Raw genomic sequence first — 17,176 nt, 5'->3', positions numbered from 1 at the left:
GGGAGCACCTGAATATTGGGGACAGCTAAACCGAGAGCTCTCTTCGAACAATTTCTGCACCTGCACTTAACGCATTGAGCTTACCGTTCGCAACTTGACGGGATAGAGGCGCCATACCACAGTTCGTACAGGGATAGAGATCCTTAGCATCCACATACTTGAGTGCATTGCGCAAGGTATCGGCGACTTCCTCCGGTGTTTCAATCGTGTTGCTTGCCACATCAATAGCGCCCACCATCACTTTTTTACCATGAATAAGCTCAAGGAGATCCATTGGAACATGGGAGTTGTGGCATTCGAGCGAAATTAGATCAATATTGGATTTTTGCAGCTTTGGAAACGCTTCTTCATATTGTCTCCACTCTGAACCCAGAGTTTTCTTCCAGTCTGTATTGGCTTTGATACCGTAGCCATAGCAAATATGTACGGCAGTTTGGCATTTCAGCCCCTCGATGGCTTTTTCTAAAGTGGCAATCCCCCAGTCATTCACCTCATCAAAAAACACATTAAATGCGGGCTCATCAAATTGAATAATATCAACACCCGCAGCCTCTAGCTCACGCGCTTCCTGATTGAGAAGTTTGGCAAATTCCCAAGCGAGCTTTTCGCGGCTTTTGTAGTGGCTATCGTAGAGAGTATCAATCATTGTCATGGGACCAGGTAATGCCCACTTGATAGCTTGACTGGTTTGCTTGCGTAAAAACTTAGCATCTTGAACAAATACTGCTTGTTGCCTAGATACTTCGCCAACAACTGTCGGCACGCTCGCTTCATAGCGATTGCGGATTTTAACAGTTTCCCGCTTCTCGAAGTCAACGCCGTTGAGGTGCTCAATAAATGTAGTCACAAAATGTTGGCGGGTCTGCTCTCCGTCACTAACGATATCGATACCGGCTTGTTGTTGCTCTTGTAATGTCAGGCGCAAGGCATCCTGCTTACCCTCTTGTAATTGATCGCCCTTTAATTTCCAGGGGGACCAAAGTTTTTCGGACTCTGCAAGCCAGGATGGTTTAGGCAAGCTTCCAGCGCTTGAAGTTGGCAATAGGCGATTCATGAAAAATAATCTTATCTATATTTGTTAATTAAAGCGCGTAATTAGCGGCCCACTGATCAAGGATACTTCTGTATGGCTTGATAAATTGTTCTTCAGTAAACTTTCCTTGCTTTATAGCCAGCTGGCTACGCTCTTCCCGGTCATAAACAATTTTAGTCAGTGAATAATCCTGGTGCTTCAAGCTGGGCTGATAGCAGGTCCCCGCTACAGAATTTGCATTATATATTTCAGGTCGGTATATCTTTTGAAAGGTCTCCATCGTGCTGATAGTGCCGATAAGCTCAAGATTCGTATAATCACCAAGCAAATCACCTTGGAAGTAAAAAGCCAAAGGGGCAACACTATCCGGCGGCATAAAATAGCGAACCTGCAATCCCATTTTCTCGAAATACTCATCAGTTAAAGAGTATTCGTCCTGCCGATACTCAACACCCAGCACGGGGTGCTGGTTTTCAGTTCGATGATAAGTCTTACTGCTCGATACACTCAGACAAATAACAGGGGGCTTGCTGAAACTATCCTTGTAGGCATTTGAACTCAGGAACGATTGAAAAATTTTCCCGTGAAGATCACCATAACCTTCAGGAAGGCTAAACTTGTCTTGCTTCTTGTTATGCTCCAACAACAATACGCTGAAATCATAATCCCGCACATATGAAGAAAAGTTGTTTCCTACTATGCCCTCAATCCGTTGATTGTTTTTATGATCAACAATATTCGTCTTCAATACTTCAATGGTAGGAAAGGCTTCTCCGTTGCCTTCAATATCAATATCAACGGAAATAATATCCAGCTCTACAGAGTAACGATCTGCACTAGGGTTGTCCCAATGCGCCAAGGCATTGAAACGACGATCAATCATTCTCAAGGTGTTGAGCAAGTTATCCCGACGGCTCTCCCCTCTCGCCAAGTTCGCAAAATTGGTGGTGATCCGCGTGCTATCCGCTGGACGATAGTTTTCATCAAAGCGTAAGTTCTTGATGCTGAATGCAAACTCTTTATTCATTGCGGCCTGGTATCCTGATTCCTAAGGCAAAAACTGAGTTCTTTGCTTGGTGATTGACATTGCCAGGCAGGATAAGCTTCTTTATAAATGAACAAAAATGGTATATTTTCAACTATCCATTAAATTTATTCATGGATTGCTCGGTTACAGCTATGCTAGAGCGCACGCACTTAACAATAATCCAGGCCGTAGACCATCACGGTTCGCTAACCGCAGCGGCCAAGCACCTTTGCCTAACCCAGTCGGCGCTGAGCCATACTGTGCGCAAGTTGGAACAGAACCTCGGGGCCCCTATCTGGTTGCGTGAGGGCCGCAGCTTGCGCTTGACCCAGACCGGTGAGTATCTGCTTGGATTGGCCAACCGTGTCCTGCCACAACTGGAACATGCTGAGAGCAAGCTAAAGCAAATGGCTCAAGGTGAGCGCGGTACCCTGCGTATCGGTATGGAATGCCACCCCTGCTATCAGTGGTTACTGAAAGTAGTGTCGCCATTTCTGGAAGATTGGCCGGACGTGGATGTGGATGTTAAGCAGAAATTTCAGTTTGGAGGTCTCGGCGCTTTACTGGGTTACGAGATCGACCTGCTAGTTACCCCTGACCCTTTCTATAAAGCCGGACTGCGCTTCGATCCCGTATTTGATTACGAGCAGGTGCTGGTAGTCCCTCGAGATCACCCGATGGCAAAGCGAAAGTACCTGACAGCAGAAGACCTACGGGATCAGGTGTTGTTAACTTACCCCGTGCCGCCGGACCGCCTGGATATCTATACCCAGTTTCTCAACCCTGCGGGCGTGGTGCCACTGCGCCACAAGACCAGTGAAACTACCGATATCATGCTACAGATGGTGGCCAGCGGCCGCGGGGTCGCAGCCCTGCCTCGCTGGCTTGCAGAGGAGTACTCTACCAAGCTGGCACTATCGGTGGTGCGCCTCGGGCGACAAGGTATTGCCAAACAGATTTTCTTAGGAACTCGTGAAGACGATAGCGAAGTTGAATACCTGAGCGCTTTTATCAAACTGGCCAGAGGTTATGAGCACTCAGAAACTGGGCACTAAGACCGATAAGATTTATCGATAATCCCGCAAGAATTCATTAAACAGCAAGTTTCTATTTGCCGACAACGAACTAGATGCAGTAGGTCCGAACCCGCCCCACCACACCAATCAAGAAAGGCCTAAATCACAAGATCCAGGTCCCTTCTTTCTCGATTAATTGTTCCGCAATTTCAGGCTTTCTACTTACAAATATCCTGCTTTTGCACCACATCGTATTTCTGCAATAGGGCTTTGTAGCGGCCACTGCTGCACAGCTCTGCCAGCCCGCGATTAAAGTCATCTCGCACTTTTTCATCGCGGAAACCGACTCGAAAGTCTGTCATCATCGGGAATATCTGGAATAGGTCAACCTGAGCCATGGTATGACCCATTTTATTGCTGTAGTACTTAAATAGCTCCATATCCACCACGGCGACCGCATCTGGCATTTTCCAGAATTGGGCAACCAAGTCACGAGCTGTTGGCGCTTGCATAACATTCTGTTTCTGGGTGCCATTAGGCCCAAACATTTTTTCAAATTCGGGCCCAAGATCCATGGGAGCTCCCTGCCAAGTGATCACTTTCTTACCCGCGAGATCTGCAATACTGCCAATCTTCATTTCTGCGCTGGCTTTAGCAATGGCGTAATTGGCAAAGCTGATCATATTGTTCGAGTAAAATAGGCCATCATTCTTCTTGAGTACATTCACCGCTGCCTGAACCATACCCTGCTCAAGTGCCGGGGCCGTCTCCGCAAACCCCATCTGTACGAACTCCAACTTATAGCCAGGGAGAGCTTGCCGAACGATATCTATTTCCAAACCACTGGTCGCACCGTCAATCACATAGGGTGGTGCATCCCCGGCGATCGCCACTTTTAACGGAGTTTCACCGGACTGGGCCAGCACCTGGGTACAGACTCCAAACATCAAGATAAGAAGGGCCAATAGCGAACGCATAAGCTTCTCCACAGTGACAGGAAAATCACCCAGACGCTCTAAGTGTTGGCAGACATCCCCCATTTATCAAGCTTCGCTGCCGGATAACTCTATCCATCCGAAACCTTGAATTCGGCAGTAAACTCCCCATTCTAAAATCAGGCAAATAGTAATTTGTCGCAACTGGGGCATACCGGGTAAAACAGTGATACATGAGATTACCGATATTCTGATTGAGAATGAAACAAAGCTGCATCAGTTCGAGATACGCAAAGACCCTGAAGTCATTAGCAAGCTGCTAAGCCCTGATTTTATAGAGGTAGGGAAATCCGGGCGGACCTTTGATTTCAAGGCAATAGTGCGATCAATGCAACAGGAGGAAAATACGGGCTGGGAAATTCACAGCCAAAACTATGAATGCATTCCTCTCTCTGACACAGTCATTATGCTGTTGTATAAATCTGCACGGCGAGGCCAGCAAGGGGAGTACAAGGGGTTTTGTAAGCGATCATCTATTTGGGTTAGAAGTAAAGGGCAGTGGCAAATGAAATTTCACCAGGGGACTCCCTGCCAAGAATTTAAGCTGGAAGATAATATCTCACGCAAACAACCGGTGTTTAAGCTGTGAGTGCTTTTATCGCAATTATCCTGCTGGCCCTGGCGATATGGCTGGTTCCCCACTTCTACCGACAGTGGCGCATTTTTTACCTCCGCTCACAACCCTTAACACGGGAACAGCTACAACTCATTAGGGAAAATCTTCCTCTCTATCACTACCTTAACTCCAATCAACAGCAAGAGTTATGCAGTAATATCGCCCTATTTCTCCACGGCAAAGAGTTTGTCGGTTGCGAGGGGCTTCAGGTCAATGAACGCATGAAGGTGGCCATCGCTGCCCATGCCTGCCTACTCCTATTGGGCCGCAAGAATGAATGCTACCCCAACCTTTACAGCCTGTTGCTCTACCCAGACACCTATGTCGCTCACGAAACACGTCGGGAAGGCTATATAGAAACAGCCAGGCACAGTGCCCGTGAAGGGGAGGCACATTATCGTGGACCCGTAGTCCTCTCCTGGGGTGACCTGGAGAAAGATTTACAGTCGCCTGAACGGGGCCACAATGTCGCCCTGCACGAGTTCGCCCACAAAGTCGATGAAGAGGATGGTTACTTTGATGGCCGCCCTCTATTTGAAAGCAGTGATGAAGGGGCCACCTGGGCTGAGGTTATGAGCCGGGAATTCCACCGTTTGAGACAAAGAGCTGAATTCGGTGAGTTTCCTGGTGATACACCCTCTGTGCTCGATTTATACGGCGCCCAGTCTCCCGCTGAGTTCTTTGCTGTAGCAACAGAAAGTTTCTATACGATCCCAACGGCTATGCACGCCTTACACCCGGAACTCTATAAGGAGTTAAGTCATTTCTATCGAATTGATCCCGCCGAATTAATACGCGGAAAAAGTACTGTGGCCTGACAAATACGCTACCAGTCCGGTTTCTGTCTTCCTGCTATGCTTATTTCGTGCACCAGCGGAGTTGGAATAGTGGCCAATACGCATTGTTTAAGATTCGCTCTTGTGGGACTGGTTGTTCTTTTGGTCATGACTCAACCGGCCACAGCAGATATCGCCACAAACCAACAGGATGCAAAAGCTCTGATAGAGCGCCTTGAAAAACTGTATCTCAAGGGCCCTACTCCTGTCTTTGTTCTACAGCTGGAAAAAAATACTCTACCGGACGCTAAGTTACAGGCTTTTGCAATGGAGCAACGCCTTATTAACTTATCGGACTTGAGAAGTAATGCACTATCTCTGCATCGTTTTGGTGGCTTACCGGGACATAGTACTAGAGCATTTTTTACTCGAATTACGACAGCAGAAATTCAAGCTAATACCCTGCTACCCAATCTGATTCAAGCATTGGGCATCTCACCCGAGCAGATCGCCCAGTACCAACCACTCGCAGGTGCCCAAGCCTATCCAGCCTATACTACCTGGCTAGCCAACTACGCTACACCCGCCGAAATTGCCGCTGCCCTGTTAATAAACTTTCAGAGTTTTGGCAAAAATGCTGAGCGCGTTGCAAAAGCTCTCAAACAAAATAAACGCTTTACCAATGAACAGCTCAGTTTCTTAATGACTTTTAGCCAACTTCCAGAAGGATTCAGGGAACAGGCTATCGATATAATTGCAAGAGGACTAGCTTCAGGTGTTCGAGAAAATGATATTGCCATTCGTGTGCGGTTAATCCAAGCCTATGAGCGGGATTTTTGGCGGGCATTTGAGGCAAAAATAAATACCAACTAGATTTCTTTATCTCATCTTACTTCTAAAGCTAACATACATCCCTCTGCACAACAAAGAATGTGAGAATAAATCGTTTACCATTTGTAATGCTCCGAGTATTAGTTCTCCGACACCTAAAGAGCGGTGTATTATTATCAGTAAAGCTCTTATATTGATCTATCAGTTGTTGCTTGCGAAATCTCAATAAAACCAGGTCAAATTTCACTGGAGAAGAATGATAATTAATACTGAAAACCACTTTGAGGTGGGAAATAGGGCAATGTCATCTGTACTGTTGCTTTACTACCACATGATTGATGAAGGTGGGTTCGCCAACGGACAAACTGCTTATATCAACTATGATGATTTTAATGGGTACCAATATATTAAAGTCAAATTAATCGAGGAAAACGGGGAGAGTCTTGGTATTAATGAACACCTATTACAACAGGGCGCCACCATCTGGATTTTATGTATTCTTCATAATCATTTCACTGAAGATGATGCCTACCGTCCTTCACGAGATAATAGATTGGTAAAGCTACTTGAGGAGTACGGCACTCGGCATATACCAGAAATATATGACTATCTTAACTGTATACTGCCACCTACAACTCCGTTTGAGTTCCAAATTTATTCAGATGTCCTAACCACGATTTATGAAAAGTATGTCAAGGGATTCTTTATAGACCATATTTCTCATGCTTAAATCACACTGGCAAGGCAGCCTTCCTTGTAATTTATCTAGACAGATCAATTAATCAAAAAAAATGGAATATCAGCATAGACTAAAGTAGAACGATTGTTCCAAGATTGAAATACAATAATGCCAAGGTGTTACAAACCTCACATTGCAATTGGACACTGATGCTACTTTAGCACGCATAAAATATGGAACTGATTTAAAAAATGCTACTCTATAGTCCGCACCAGATCACATCAGCAAGGATTAGTTTGTGAAGCGTATAATTTCTTTAGCATCAGCCTCGATCATTTGTGCCTCATGCGCCACGGTAAAAACCGTTAACCCAAAAGATAACCAAGTAGATATCGCTCATCGAGGCCAAAAGAGCTACTGTGAAAGCATTCCAAGAGTATATAGCGGTACCTCCTACTCCTTTTGTCTAATGAATAGCGAGCCCAGCCAGACTGTAAACACTGGATCAACACTCAACCATATTCCGCTGGAAGCTATAGATGCGGTCTTTTCTGTGGCAGCAGATACGATTGTTTTACCTTATACGGTAATGACCCAAGCAAAGCATGGCAATATCAAAGTAAACTGATAATACTCAATGCAACCTTAAGGTTTCGGGGTTACTAACTATTACTATTCTAAGAGTAACTCTGGCTAAAAAACAGGAATATCTCTTTTACTTACCGAAAAACCTTTACACTGATAATAGGCCGAGATCATATATTCTAACTCATCATTAAATGTCTGATCCGGCCACTAGCAAGCTAAAAGCTGAAGCAAAAAGATAATAATATCGGCTATCTTATGGCAGAGATAAGTTTGAATAGTTAAAGATTAACCTACTTGCACCATCGTTCTTCCATTACCATGCCAGACGACTAAAAATCAATTGGTTGCCTAAAAAATATATGTACAATATTGAAGGAAGCCAGCTCCCGCTTATCCTTAAATGAAAATGGATAACGATAGAGATAGATTACAAATCCCCTTGATCACCTTTCGGCCGACCAAATTTCAAGGTAGTAAAACCTCATTGAGGATCCAACACTATAAAGTTCACTAACTTTGGAGATAACAAATTGCGATATCCAGCAATAGACATCACTAGAGGTATATTAGTAATTATTATGGCCCTCGATCATACTCGAGATTATTGGACTTCGACCCAGTTTGACCCATTGGACCTATCCCAATCGTCCATCGCTTTGTTTTTAACTCGTTGGATCACGCATATATGTGCCCCTGGATTTATATTTCTTACAGGATTGAGTGCCTACTTTCACGGTAAAAAACTTAACTCCAAGCCGGAGTTGGCAAAATTCTTAATACTTCGAGGGTTAGTACTAGTTATCCTCGAACTAACCTTGGTAAACCTCTCTTGGCAGTTTGCTTATAATTACGCTTTTGTACAGGTAATCTGGGCCCTGGGCGTATCCATGATCATACTGGCGGGCTTAATCTATTTGCCAATGATATGGACCACCATCGTTTGCCTGGCCGTAATATCCTTACATGGATACCTGAATGATGACTTCATGCGCCAGCTATTAGGTGGCTATGAATGGCTTTGGATTCTTGCGCATGTACGCACTAGTTTTAGACTTTTCGAGTTCAACTCCGGGATTTTTGCTGCTTACAATATTATTCCCCTCTTTGCTCTTATGTACCTAGGTTATGTATTTGGGCCTCTTTACGAGATGGCAAACAAGCAACGAGTGCGTCTACTAATAACAACAGCAACTGCGCTATCGATTATATTTATTGCGGTTAGACTAATAGGCTTTGGCGACCCCAATGATTGGATTTCACACCAGGGGCTTCTGGGCTTTATCAACACCGCCAAATACCCAATGTCGTTCAGCTATATCCTTATGACAATGAGTATAGTTTTCCTGATCATGGCTACCGTTGAAAATCGACAAAACCGAATACTGGATGTATTGCTCCTCTTTGGGCAGGCCTCATTGTTCTTCTATTTACTCCATGTCCCAGTGATCAATCTGTCCGCACATCTATGGAGCTACTTAGAGTTTGGAGTAGCAACCAACTTCTTCAACGGCTCCAAAGTATGGCCTGAAGGCTACACACCTAATTTACTGAGAACCTATGCCTACTGGATTGCTCTGATTGCGATACTTTACTATCCCTGTAAGAAATATCTTCAAAAGAAAAAAGAAAGTGGATCGGTGATATACTCCTACGTATAACTCTCAGCACAACTTTATTTCGTATATTGAAAATTCTGTTCTGGGGTGAGCAAAGCCCCAGAGTTGCCTCCCAATCAGGACGATATAGATGTTGCAAAAAATAGACCATTGGATTGATCAAACACTGATAGACTTCAAAGAAGAGAGACAATCTTGCGCAAGGTTCACAGAGAAGTTTTCAGGGTATTATACGGAAGAATTTCTTAGCAAAAGCTACTTTGTAGTGGTTGATAATATTCCAAAACCGAGGTTTCCCGAGCTCTACCAGGCTGGTCTGGGTGACTTTGTCGACATGGAAGTAGCCGGAATCACTTACAAAGATACCTACTTTGTCAAAACACCTTTTGCTGCGGACATTTCCCTCCATTTCCATGAGTTAATCCATGTCCACCAATGGTCTCTCTTGGGAGCAGAGTCATTTATCAAACGTTATATCAGTGAAATTCAGACCTACGGCTACAACGGTGCACCTCTGGAAAAAATGGCCTACAGCCTGCAAGATAGATTTATGGACAATTGCACTCCAACAGATGTTTTAAGTTACGTTCAGAATCATTTGTAAGCACTCAATGATCATTGGACTTCATCTATAAAAAGGTTACCTTCTGGATAAGTGAAAGTGACCTTTGTGCTACCAGCCAAAGTTGATCTTATTGACAGGCTAAACATTTCTACTAAAGCCTGATCATCAAGACACAAACTATAATTTATTGAGTTTTATAGTTTGCAAGCTCTTCACCATGCTACAAGCAACCCGACTCTTCCTGATCTTTGCTGCCCTATCCACCTTAAATCTGGCATCAGCAACAACATGTAAGCCCATATTCAATCATCAAGATGACAAAGTGGCCGAAAACAATCGCTGCACTAAAATCAGCTTTCAACCAAGCAATACGGAAGGATCCGGCGTTATTATTATGGATGACGATACCAAAGGCTCCTGCGCTTATACATCTGCGGTTCAGTGTGGGAATACCGAGATTAGAATGAAAGATATTTCAGCAATTGACTTTAAGATTGACGTGCCCCCAGGTAAGTGTGGTGCTAAAGAGTGGATTGCCGTTTATATGTTTCCCTGGTGTGGACAACCTGGTGGATGTTGGGCCGGAGGGCAGCGGGAAGTCGATTTTGTAGAAACAACAGGCTCTAATGGTCCGGGAAGTTTCGCTTCCAATTGGGGAGGGCTTCCCAGTCAGGCGGCGTGGACAAGCCAAACAGGCCCCCTACAGGTGAAGAGTGGTGCCCAACAGCATATAACTTTTACATCCAGGAAAATCATATCGGGTGAAGCTAGTGGAACCTATCAATGGGATATAAGAGTGTGTGAAGCATCTGCGTCCAAGTGCGATGATTCAAATCAGCTTTGGCACGCCTACCGGGAAAAGGGGCCTGCAATTTTTGATGAATCCATGATGATCGTGATCGACAACTGGGGCGTCAACAATCCACCCCAGCCAGGTTGCACGTTAAAAATAACGGATATGCTAATCACCAAATATTAACGATGCTTCTTACAACGATAGGGGGTTAGTGGCGAAAACCCTAATAATCTTTTTTCCACTGTAACTCTACACTACCGGAACCGCTATCACCGTCATCGGCACTTTTAAACTCCAGGTTGAGGTTATCCCTAAGTTCTATTTGCATCTCCGCCTGCCATGGACTGAGAGGATCGGTACTTCTCTGTAATTCCACATAAATTCGATTGGTAATATATTTGCCCAAGCTCAATGCGTACTCATCACCTTCGTCTCCCTCCTCCTGCTCAATGTTGAGTGTATCCAGGTGCAACAGCTCGCGTGTCTTGGCGATAGGGTCCAATACCGCTCGCCCCGACTGCAAACTGCGTACGACACTAACCAAACGAACAGCTTGTAAAGGTGAAATATCTGATAATGACTTCCCAAAAAGCAACTGCGCCAGAATTTCATCCTGAGAGGCCGAGGGGTCAGAGGTAAATGTAATATCCAAGTCCGCAGCAGTGCCTGATATCTGTGCGGTTATTTCTCCATCGCTATATTCATAGACACCTTCAACCAGGATAGCGACCTCATTATTCTCGAAGCGAATTTCTCCATCTTCCAGATCAAATTTCTTACCGAATAAATCAAAGCTGCCGCGAACAATTGTTAATTCGCCAGAGGCTTTTGGCTTATCTGCGGTGCCTCGAATATCCACCACGCCGCGCAATTGGGAATTTAAGCCAAGTCCGCGCACATAGGATTGCTGGTCCAAAACAATCTCTACATCCAATCCGATTTTGCTAAACAGGGGAGAAGATCGCTGCACCTGTGGACCATCGACCTGAACTTCCACCACCTGGATTTCTGGAACACTGCTGCCGATCCATTGCTCAATCTGTACGGCCAGCGGCTTCAAAGTGAATCGCCCGGTAATTTCTGCATCCTGGGTTGAGCCCGACAAACGGGCATCGCCGGATATTGCACCGCGTACTCCCGGTGAGTTAAGCAAGTGGGCCCGACTGAGGCTTAATACGATGTCAAAACTGGGCGAGCTATCCGGAGGTAAAAAGACCGCCCCTCCCAGGTTTATCCGCCCACCATCACCATCGGTAGCGCTTCCTCGCACAATCTGCCACTCCTCAGGAGACAGCTGCGCGTAGAAATTAATATCCGCAATGCGAGTATGGCTCGGTCGGTGCTCATAGCGACCATTACTCAATTCGATATCGCCGGTTAATAGAGGACGCTGCCAATTTCCGGTACCGTCAACATTGAAACTGAGCAAACCGCGCATACGGTGGACGCGGGGATCAATATATTCCGCAATCACTGACAAATCGGCCGTACCGCGCCCCTGCAATTGAAAGGGCACATTTCGCAGGCTACCAGTTTGATTATTATCAGCAAATAATTGTTCGAAGATCGGCGCAATCAATACACTTACTTGGCTATTTACTGCGTTGCTACCGCCGTGCTGGGCAATCAGGGATGCATCCAGCTCTCCATTCTCTGTCTGCCAATCCAATACTATCGAAAGCGGTTGAACCTGGATTCCGCGCTGCCCTCGCCCCAGGGCTTCTCCAGTAGCGCGCAACTCCCCTTGGAATTCAGGCTGCTTAGGGCTTCCACCAATACTGGCATAAAGGCTGACATCACCATTACCAGCCCTACCGCTGGAAAAACTATTCGCCAAATCCGATAGATCACCCTGGCCGCGCAACTCTAAATCCAGTCGCTCTGCATTCAAGCTACCCAGTATTGATAATTGGTTGCGACCCGCCCAGAGCAGCTCGATACCATCAGTTACCAGACTCCTGTCTGCATAGTCCAAAGTACCCTGTAAATGCCAGGGCTCCAGATGAAATTCTCCCTGGGCGATCAGGTTGGCTTTAATCTGCGGGTTTGAAATAGCCCCATCAACCCTGCCATCCAAGCTCAACTCCCCTTCAAGGGAGTTAGGGAGAGAGAGACCGACGAGATCTACCAGGAACAGCGGTAGATTGCGCGCGCCCATATCAATTTGTAATCGGTCTTGCCTAGGTTCGATAGAGCCATCGGCCTGCAACAATGCCACCCCCACCCGACCCAACTGCTGGGCATCTTCAGCGAGGGCTGTCAGGCGGCTTTGGCTCTGTAGGGGCTCCGGCTCCCCTTTATCAAAACCTGAGGCAATCACGGGGGACTGAGGGCCTCTGCTTGAGGATGAACCAAACTGGTTGCCATTGCCGTTAGTAAATAGCTCCAATCGCAGGTCACTGACCTCTATCAGGTCCATATCGCCACTGGCTTCCCCTTTTAAGTTAAAGGGGTAATCCTGCGCGACGCCATTGGAATCCAGTAAAATACTTACCTGGGGATTACTCCACTCCCCCTGGACCGTTACTTCGGAAGATCCCCCTAGGCTTACCCCCTCTGCATCGGTAACTCCAAGGTCATCGCGCAAGCTAATATTTTTGCCATCGATCTGCCCGTGTAAATCCAACTGCTTCTGTTCAATATCAAGCTGGCCGATTACTTCCAGACTGAGCTTCTCACCGGTAAACACCAATTCGTCAATGGTCAGCGCGTGCAGGTTTCCACTTATCGCCGCCGTCAACTCACCCTGTAAGTCGTGGTAAGCACTCACTGCACTCAGAGACAAATTGAGGTTTGGGTTTTTCCATGAGCCGATGGCCTCAACACGCAACTGGTGCAAGGTGCCGGATAAAGCAGTGGGGATATCTACCCTATCAGCCTGGGGTAGCGAAGCTGCAAGCCGGCGAATTTCTTCAACACCCAACTCATCAATCTCTCCCACCAAATCCAGTGCTTTCAAATTCGTATCTACAGTACCGAGCACCTCGATCCGTGCACCGGCAAAGTGCAAAGATAAGGCTTGCAAGTCAATCACACCTGCCTGGGTATCGACCCGACCTTCCAATTGCAGGGGCTGCTGCCGGTAGCTGCTTTCCACTTGTAAGCTGCCATTAATATTCGGCTGTTGCAGGGAGCCCTGCACCGAAAAATCTGCGCTGAGCCAACCACTGTCCAGGATATCCTGCCAAGGGCGGGAAAGCGTTAGCGGGATTTGATTGAGATTAACTGTCCCATTGACACCGTCCACGCTGATACTGCCTTTAATCGTGCTGCGCCGCTCATCCACTCGCAGCCAAATCCCCGTTGAAGACAAGCGCCAGGGATTAATATCGGCTTCGATACTTCCTGTCAGATCCAGTTGATGTTCTGCTAGAGGAGCTGCGATCGAATTAATATCCAGCAGCAGTTTTTCACCCTGCTTGCGCAGGGATAATTCACCGCGAGCATCCAATACCTGATTTTCCGGCAGATGCAGCTGTCGGCTGACAAACCCCTGGCCCACCTCATTGGTAGAGAAATCGATTACAAAGCGCTCGCGTTGCATCCGGCCATTTACAGTGAGATTAAACTCGGAACCATTCAGCTCACTCACTTCGATAAATAGCTGCGCCGGCTGATCCTGCCATTGATATAGGGCGTTAGCCTGAATAGCAACAGGGGGAATAGCGATCAACCGGCTGTCCACCAATTGTAGGCGAGCTATATCCAGCTGCGCCAAACGAAACCCGGGAACTAATAATTCCCAAGTAGTCGATGGCTGCTCCTCACTGACAACCTCAACCTCCTCTTCGCCAGAATCCGCTAGCGCAGAGAGAAGTTCATTGAGGATATTCAGGTTGAGCAGTAAATCTTTGGCCCCCACTCGCTCAATATCGATGGGATTTCGGGACAAGCTGTTGAGGTTGACTTCCAGGTCCTGGGCTTCGGCAAGCGTATTAGCTCGATAGTCAATTCTCAGTCGCTCGAAAAACCAAAATCCTGATTTTTCACTGCGAATTCCTTCTGCCTCAATTTCGAGATCGTCCACCAATTGCTCGGCAGCGTAAAAAGCCCCGCGAGTAAGGCCGACGCGCCCAGGTTCCGTGCTGAGGAAATAGATAGCGGACATCAGGAGGAACAGACAAATGCCTGTTACCAGGGAACCCCCAACACCAAGGGAGCGCCAGAGCCCACGCAGGAAAGCACCCACCCAGTAGGCAACGCCCAGCGCAAACAGGCCCAACCAGCGCATCAGAATGCCTGCCCCAAGCTCACATACACCTGATAGCGATCATCGATGCCCTCACGGCGATCGAGGGGAAAGGCGATGTCCATGCGGATGGGGGCAAAGGAGGTGATATAGCGCACGCCAAAACCCGTTCCCCAGAACAGGTCAGAAAACTTGGGCGCTGCGTCCTCATAGGCATTGCCGCCATCGAGAAAAATTACACCGCCCCAGGTATCCGTAAAACGAAAACGGCCCTCAAAAGAAATCTCGCTGAGTCCCCGACCACCAATAGCATCGGAGAGGGTTTCCTCACCCTCATCATTAATCTCAATAAGGCGCGGACCCAACTCCTGGTAACCATAACCCCGCACGGAGCCACCACCACCGGCATAAAAGCGCTCATCCGCAGGCAGCTCAAGATTCGACTCCCCTGTAATTGCCCCGGCTTTCAACCTTATTGCCAAGGTGGGCTTATAACGCCAGTCATCGGCTGTTTTATACGCAGTGAGCTGTAGGGTATTTTTAACAAAGGTGGTATTGGTATTTCTAAGATCGATATAGGGTTTTACTTCCAGCGCAGAAGTGGCGCCACGACGGGCATCCAGGGGTTTGTCTGTCGTGTTTAATTTAAAGCCCAGGGGGAAAGCTAACAGTGTGTAGTTTTCATCGGGATCATCTGCTTCAACTGCCCCTTCCACCTTCTCGTCCACTTCACTGAATTTCAGCTCGGCGCCACCACTCAGCGTGCGATGCTTACTGATTTTTCTCGATACCAGTGCACTGAATGTCAGGGACTCTGAACGGTAGGAATCAACATCCTCACCTTCCAAAGCAATACTGGCGGTCAAGCGTTGCTTGTCATGGAAGAAACGTGGAATAGTGAGCTTGCCTTCCAGGGTTTGCTTTACCTCGTTGAGCTTACTTTCGACTTCAATTTTTTCCCCACGATGGAAAACATTGCGATGTTCCCAGGCTGCTGAAATACCGGCTCCCTCATCGGAGGTGTACCCCACCCCCAAGGTTATGGTGCGGTGATTGCGCTCCTGAATAACAAAAGTAACATCCACCAACCCATCGTAAGGTTCAGAAACTTCAGTATTTACATTGGCAATTAAGTTGGTGCGCAGCAGACGCAACTGCGCAGCATCCAGTTTACTGCGGCTGAAGCAATCCCCGGATTTAATCTTGACCTTATCCAACAGGTAGTCCTCTTCGATAGAGGTGACTCCTTCAATGCGGACTTGGCCAACATGGACTTCGGGGCTGGGGGCCACCCGATATTCCAGTCTCGCAGCAGCTTCCCGGTGAATCACCGTTGCCTGGTAGCTGACATCCACATTCAGCAGACAGGCATTTTCATTGAGGTACTTGGTAATTTTTTCTACGCCCTCAAGTACCTTGCTGGCAATCAGGGGATCTCCAACATGGATAGGTAAGCCGCTAAAGCCTGCCCGCAAACCGGCCGGCATATCAATATCCAGGCTCTTGATATGGTATTGGGGGCCGGGAGTGACACTATAGAAAATTTGGTTACCAGAAACAGACTCATACACAGTGGCATCATAATATCCCTGCGCACGCAGTAATTTTTCCAGGTTACCCCGCTCATAGTGCGCAATATCTGCCGGATCTTCGTAGTTTTCCAGCGCACTACTGTTCTTGCGCAACTCGTTGAGCTCGGAGGTCAATTTTTCCTGCAGCTGGGGATCGCCCTGCACCAGCAGGGTAAAACCCGGCAAACGATCAAAAAATGGGATTGCTGCTACCAGCTGCATTGGCAGCGCTAGAAGGGCAACAAGTAGGGAGACAAAGAGAATTCGCAAGATCTTTATCCAATGTCAGTAGCGGCTACTCCGCAAAAAATCCGGGTATCCGTTCCCTCCGTAGGCTGGAATATCCAGCTGATGACAACAGCTTGGATAATTAAATCGACTTATTGAGCAGCCAATAAGCCGATTCGGCGTTTGGGACTTCTATGGCTGAGTGCCTTGGCTGGGCATTAAGGGATTACAATCCTGGATAATCACCCGTCCTTCCAGAATATTTCCTTTGGAATACTCAGTGAAAATACACTGGTTAGTCTTGGGGTTATAATTCTCGATCCACAAATTATCTTCTTTCCAGGTGGCGCCGATATGGCGGTACCCATCGGGCACAGAGATACGCATGACCCCGCCAAAACGCTTCACGAAAACCTGCTCATAGTGAAAGTAGTAGGCAAGCCAGCCGCCAACAAAGAAAACCGCAGCCACGATTGCGCCGATTTTAAGGCTGCCCAGGCGACTGCCGATAAAAAGAGAAGCAATAACCAGGGCAATCACCGCTGCCCAGTACAAATAAGTAACCATGACCGTTTTTCTACCGTGAATTATTGGTGTTTATAAAGTGAAGGGTAGCGCAGAACCGCAGCAAACTAAATGGCGCAGGGTTA

15 protein-coding genes are annotated in these 17,176 nt (G+C 47.0%); 9 read left to right on the top strand and 6 right to left on the bottom strand.

The features are described from left to right. Nucleotides 1-25: 25 nt before the first annotated feature. Both ACYX4J_RS05370 and ACYX4J_RS05365 read right to left on the bottom strand, forming a co-directional pair. The gene (locus ACYX4J_RS05370) at nucleotides 26-1,054 is read right to left on the bottom strand and encodes a methionine synthase (RefSeq protein ID WP_444914401.1); all 1,029 of its coding nucleotides are present in this window, start codon (nucleotides 1,052-1,054) and stop codon (nucleotides 26-28) included. A 28-nt stretch (nucleotides 1,055-1,082) separates the two neighbouring features. Further along, the gene (locus ACYX4J_RS05365; protein WP_476178041.1) at nucleotides 1,083-2,060 is read right to left on the bottom strand and encodes a DUF1852 domain-containing protein; all 978 of its coding nucleotides are present in this window, start codon (nucleotides 2,058-2,060) and stop codon (nucleotides 1,083-1,085) included. 152 nt (nucleotides 2,061-2,212) lie between these two features. Here ACYX4J_RS05365 and ACYX4J_RS05360 point away from each other — a divergent pair, with 152 nt between their 5' ends. After that, the gene (locus ACYX4J_RS05360; protein WP_476178040.1) at nucleotides 2,213-3,115 is read left to right on the top strand and encodes a LysR family transcriptional regulator; all 903 of its coding nucleotides are present in this window, start codon (nucleotides 2,213-2,215) and stop codon (nucleotides 3,113-3,115) included. A 179-nt stretch (nucleotides 3,116-3,294) separates the two neighbouring features. Here the strand turns inward: ACYX4J_RS05360 and ACYX4J_RS05355 are convergent, their stop codons facing one another. Then, nucleotides 3,295-4,053, bottom strand: a complete 759-nt coding sequence (locus ACYX4J_RS05355; protein WP_444896505.1) for a substrate-binding periplasmic protein — start codon at nucleotides 4,051-4,053, stop codon at nucleotides 3,295-3,297. A 184-nt stretch (nucleotides 4,054-4,237) separates the two neighbouring features. Here ACYX4J_RS05355 and ACYX4J_RS05350 point away from each other — a divergent pair, with 184 nt between their 5' ends. From ACYX4J_RS05350 to ACYX4J_RS05315, 8 genes are all read left to right on the top strand, one after another. After that, on the top strand, nucleotides 4,238-4,660 hold the full coding sequence (locus ACYX4J_RS05350; RefSeq protein ID WP_444914403.1) for a nuclear transport factor 2 family protein: 423 nt from the start codon (nucleotides 4,238-4,240) through the stop codon (nucleotides 4,658-4,660). Beyond that, nucleotides 4,657-5,505, top strand: coding sequence for a M90 family metallopeptidase (locus ACYX4J_RS05345; protein WP_413662861.1), 849 nt, complete (start codon nucleotides 4,657-4,659; stop codon nucleotides 5,503-5,505). The genes ACYX4J_RS05350 and ACYX4J_RS05345 overlap by 4 nt, the downstream gene beginning before the upstream one ends. A gap of 102 nt (nucleotides 5,506-5,607) precedes the next feature. After that, nucleotides 5,608-6,336 carry a thiaminase II/PqqC family protein gene (locus ACYX4J_RS05340; RefSeq protein WP_476178039.1) on the top strand — a complete coding sequence of 243 codons (729 nt, stop codon included), beginning with the start codon at nucleotides 5,608-5,610 and terminating at the stop codon, nucleotides 6,334-6,336. A gap of 259 nt (nucleotides 6,337-6,595) precedes the next feature. Beyond that, nucleotides 6,596-7,024 carry a hypothetical protein gene (locus tag ACYX4J_RS05335; RefSeq protein WP_476178038.1) on the top strand — a complete coding sequence of 143 codons (429 nt, stop codon included), beginning with the start codon at nucleotides 6,596-6,598 and terminating at the stop codon, nucleotides 7,022-7,024. Between the two features lie 247 nt (nucleotides 7,025-7,271). Next, complete coding sequence (locus tag ACYX4J_RS05330; protein ID WP_445362176.1) at nucleotides 7,272-7,601, top strand: YceK/YidQ family lipoprotein; 330 nt, start codon at nucleotides 7,272-7,274, stop codon at nucleotides 7,599-7,601. A gap of 490 nt (nucleotides 7,602-8,091) precedes the next feature. Beyond that, nucleotides 8,092-9,219, top strand: coding sequence for an acetyltransferase domain-containing protein (locus ACYX4J_RS05325; protein WP_476178037.1), 1,128 nt, complete (start codon nucleotides 8,092-8,094; stop codon nucleotides 9,217-9,219). An 88-nt stretch (nucleotides 9,220-9,307) separates the two neighbouring features. After that, nucleotides 9,308-9,781: a hypothetical protein gene (locus tag ACYX4J_RS05320; protein ID WP_444911288.1), complete on the top strand. Its 474-nt coding sequence runs from the start codon at nucleotides 9,308-9,310 to the stop codon at nucleotides 9,779-9,781. A gap of 178 nt (nucleotides 9,782-9,959) precedes the next feature. Beyond that, nucleotides 9,960-10,721 (top strand): hypothetical protein, encoded by a 762-nt coding sequence (locus ACYX4J_RS05315; RefSeq protein ID WP_476178036.1) that lies wholly within the window; start codon nucleotides 9,960-9,962, stop codon nucleotides 10,719-10,721. Between the two features lie 40 nt (nucleotides 10,722-10,761). Here ACYX4J_RS05315 and ACYX4J_RS05310 read toward each other — a convergent pair whose 3' ends face one another. From ACYX4J_RS05310 to ACYX4J_RS05300, 3 genes are all read right to left on the bottom strand, one after another. Continuing rightward, nucleotides 10,762-14,769, bottom strand: a complete 4,008-nt coding sequence (locus ACYX4J_RS05310; RefSeq protein ID WP_476178035.1) for a translocation/assembly module TamB domain-containing protein — start codon at nucleotides 14,767-14,769, stop codon at nucleotides 10,762-10,764. After that, the gene (locus ACYX4J_RS05305) at nucleotides 14,769-16,568 is read right to left on the bottom strand and encodes an autotransporter assembly complex protein TamA (protein WP_445361331.1); all 1,800 of its coding nucleotides are present in this window, start codon (nucleotides 16,566-16,568) and stop codon (nucleotides 14,769-14,771) included. The genes ACYX4J_RS05310 and ACYX4J_RS05305 overlap by 1 nt, the downstream gene beginning before the upstream one ends. A gap of 150 nt (nucleotides 16,569-16,718) precedes the next feature. Continuing rightward, nucleotides 16,719-17,093 carry a hypothetical protein gene (locus ACYX4J_RS05300; RefSeq protein ID WP_108734070.1) on the bottom strand — a complete coding sequence of 125 codons (375 nt, stop codon included), beginning with the start codon at nucleotides 17,091-17,093 and terminating at the stop codon, nucleotides 16,719-16,721. Nucleotides 17,094-17,176 lie beyond the last annotated feature (83 nt).

This window comes from Microbulbifer sp. ABM4_008 (genome assembly GCF_056311705.1).
This window is presented reverse-complemented; position numbering and strand designations above follow the sequence as displayed.

What these genes read in the sequence shown, in the direction of transcription:
- ACYX4J_RS05320 (WP_444911288.1), top strand. Translation starts at nt 9,308, where the DNA reads ATGTTGCAAAAAATAGACCATTGGATTGATCAAACACTGATAGACTTC.
- ACYX4J_RS05365 (WP_476178041.1), bottom strand. Translation starts at nt 2,060, where the DNA reads ATGAATAAAGAGTTTGCATTCAGCATCAAGAACTTACGCTTTGATGAA.
- ACYX4J_RS05355 (WP_444896505.1), bottom strand. Translation starts at nt 4,053, where the DNA reads ATGCGTTCGCTATTGGCCCTTCTTATCTTGATGTTTGGAGTCTGTACC.
- ACYX4J_RS05315 (WP_476178036.1), top strand. Translation starts at nt 9,960, where the DNA reads ATGCTACAAGCAACCCGACTCTTCCTGATCTTTGCTGCCCTATCCACC.
- ACYX4J_RS05360 (WP_476178040.1), top strand. Translation starts at nt 2,213, where the DNA reads ATGCTAGAGCGCACGCACTTAACAATAATCCAGGCCGTAGACCATCAC.
- ACYX4J_RS05370 (WP_444914401.1), bottom strand. Translation starts at nt 1,054, where the DNA reads ATGAATCGCCTATTGCCAACTTCAAGCGCTGGAAGCTTGCCTAAACCA.
- ACYX4J_RS05335 (WP_476178038.1), top strand. Translation starts at nt 6,596, where the DNA reads ATGTCATCTGTACTGTTGCTTTACTACCACATGATTGATGAAGGTGGG.
- ACYX4J_RS05300 (WP_108734070.1), bottom strand. Translation starts at nt 17,093, where the DNA reads ATGGTTACTTATTTGTACTGGGCAGCGGTGATTGCCCTGGTTATTGCT.
- ACYX4J_RS05310 (WP_476178035.1), bottom strand. Translation starts at nt 14,769, where the DNA reads ATGCGCTGGTTGGGCCTGTTTGCGCTGGGCGTTGCCTACTGGGTGGGT.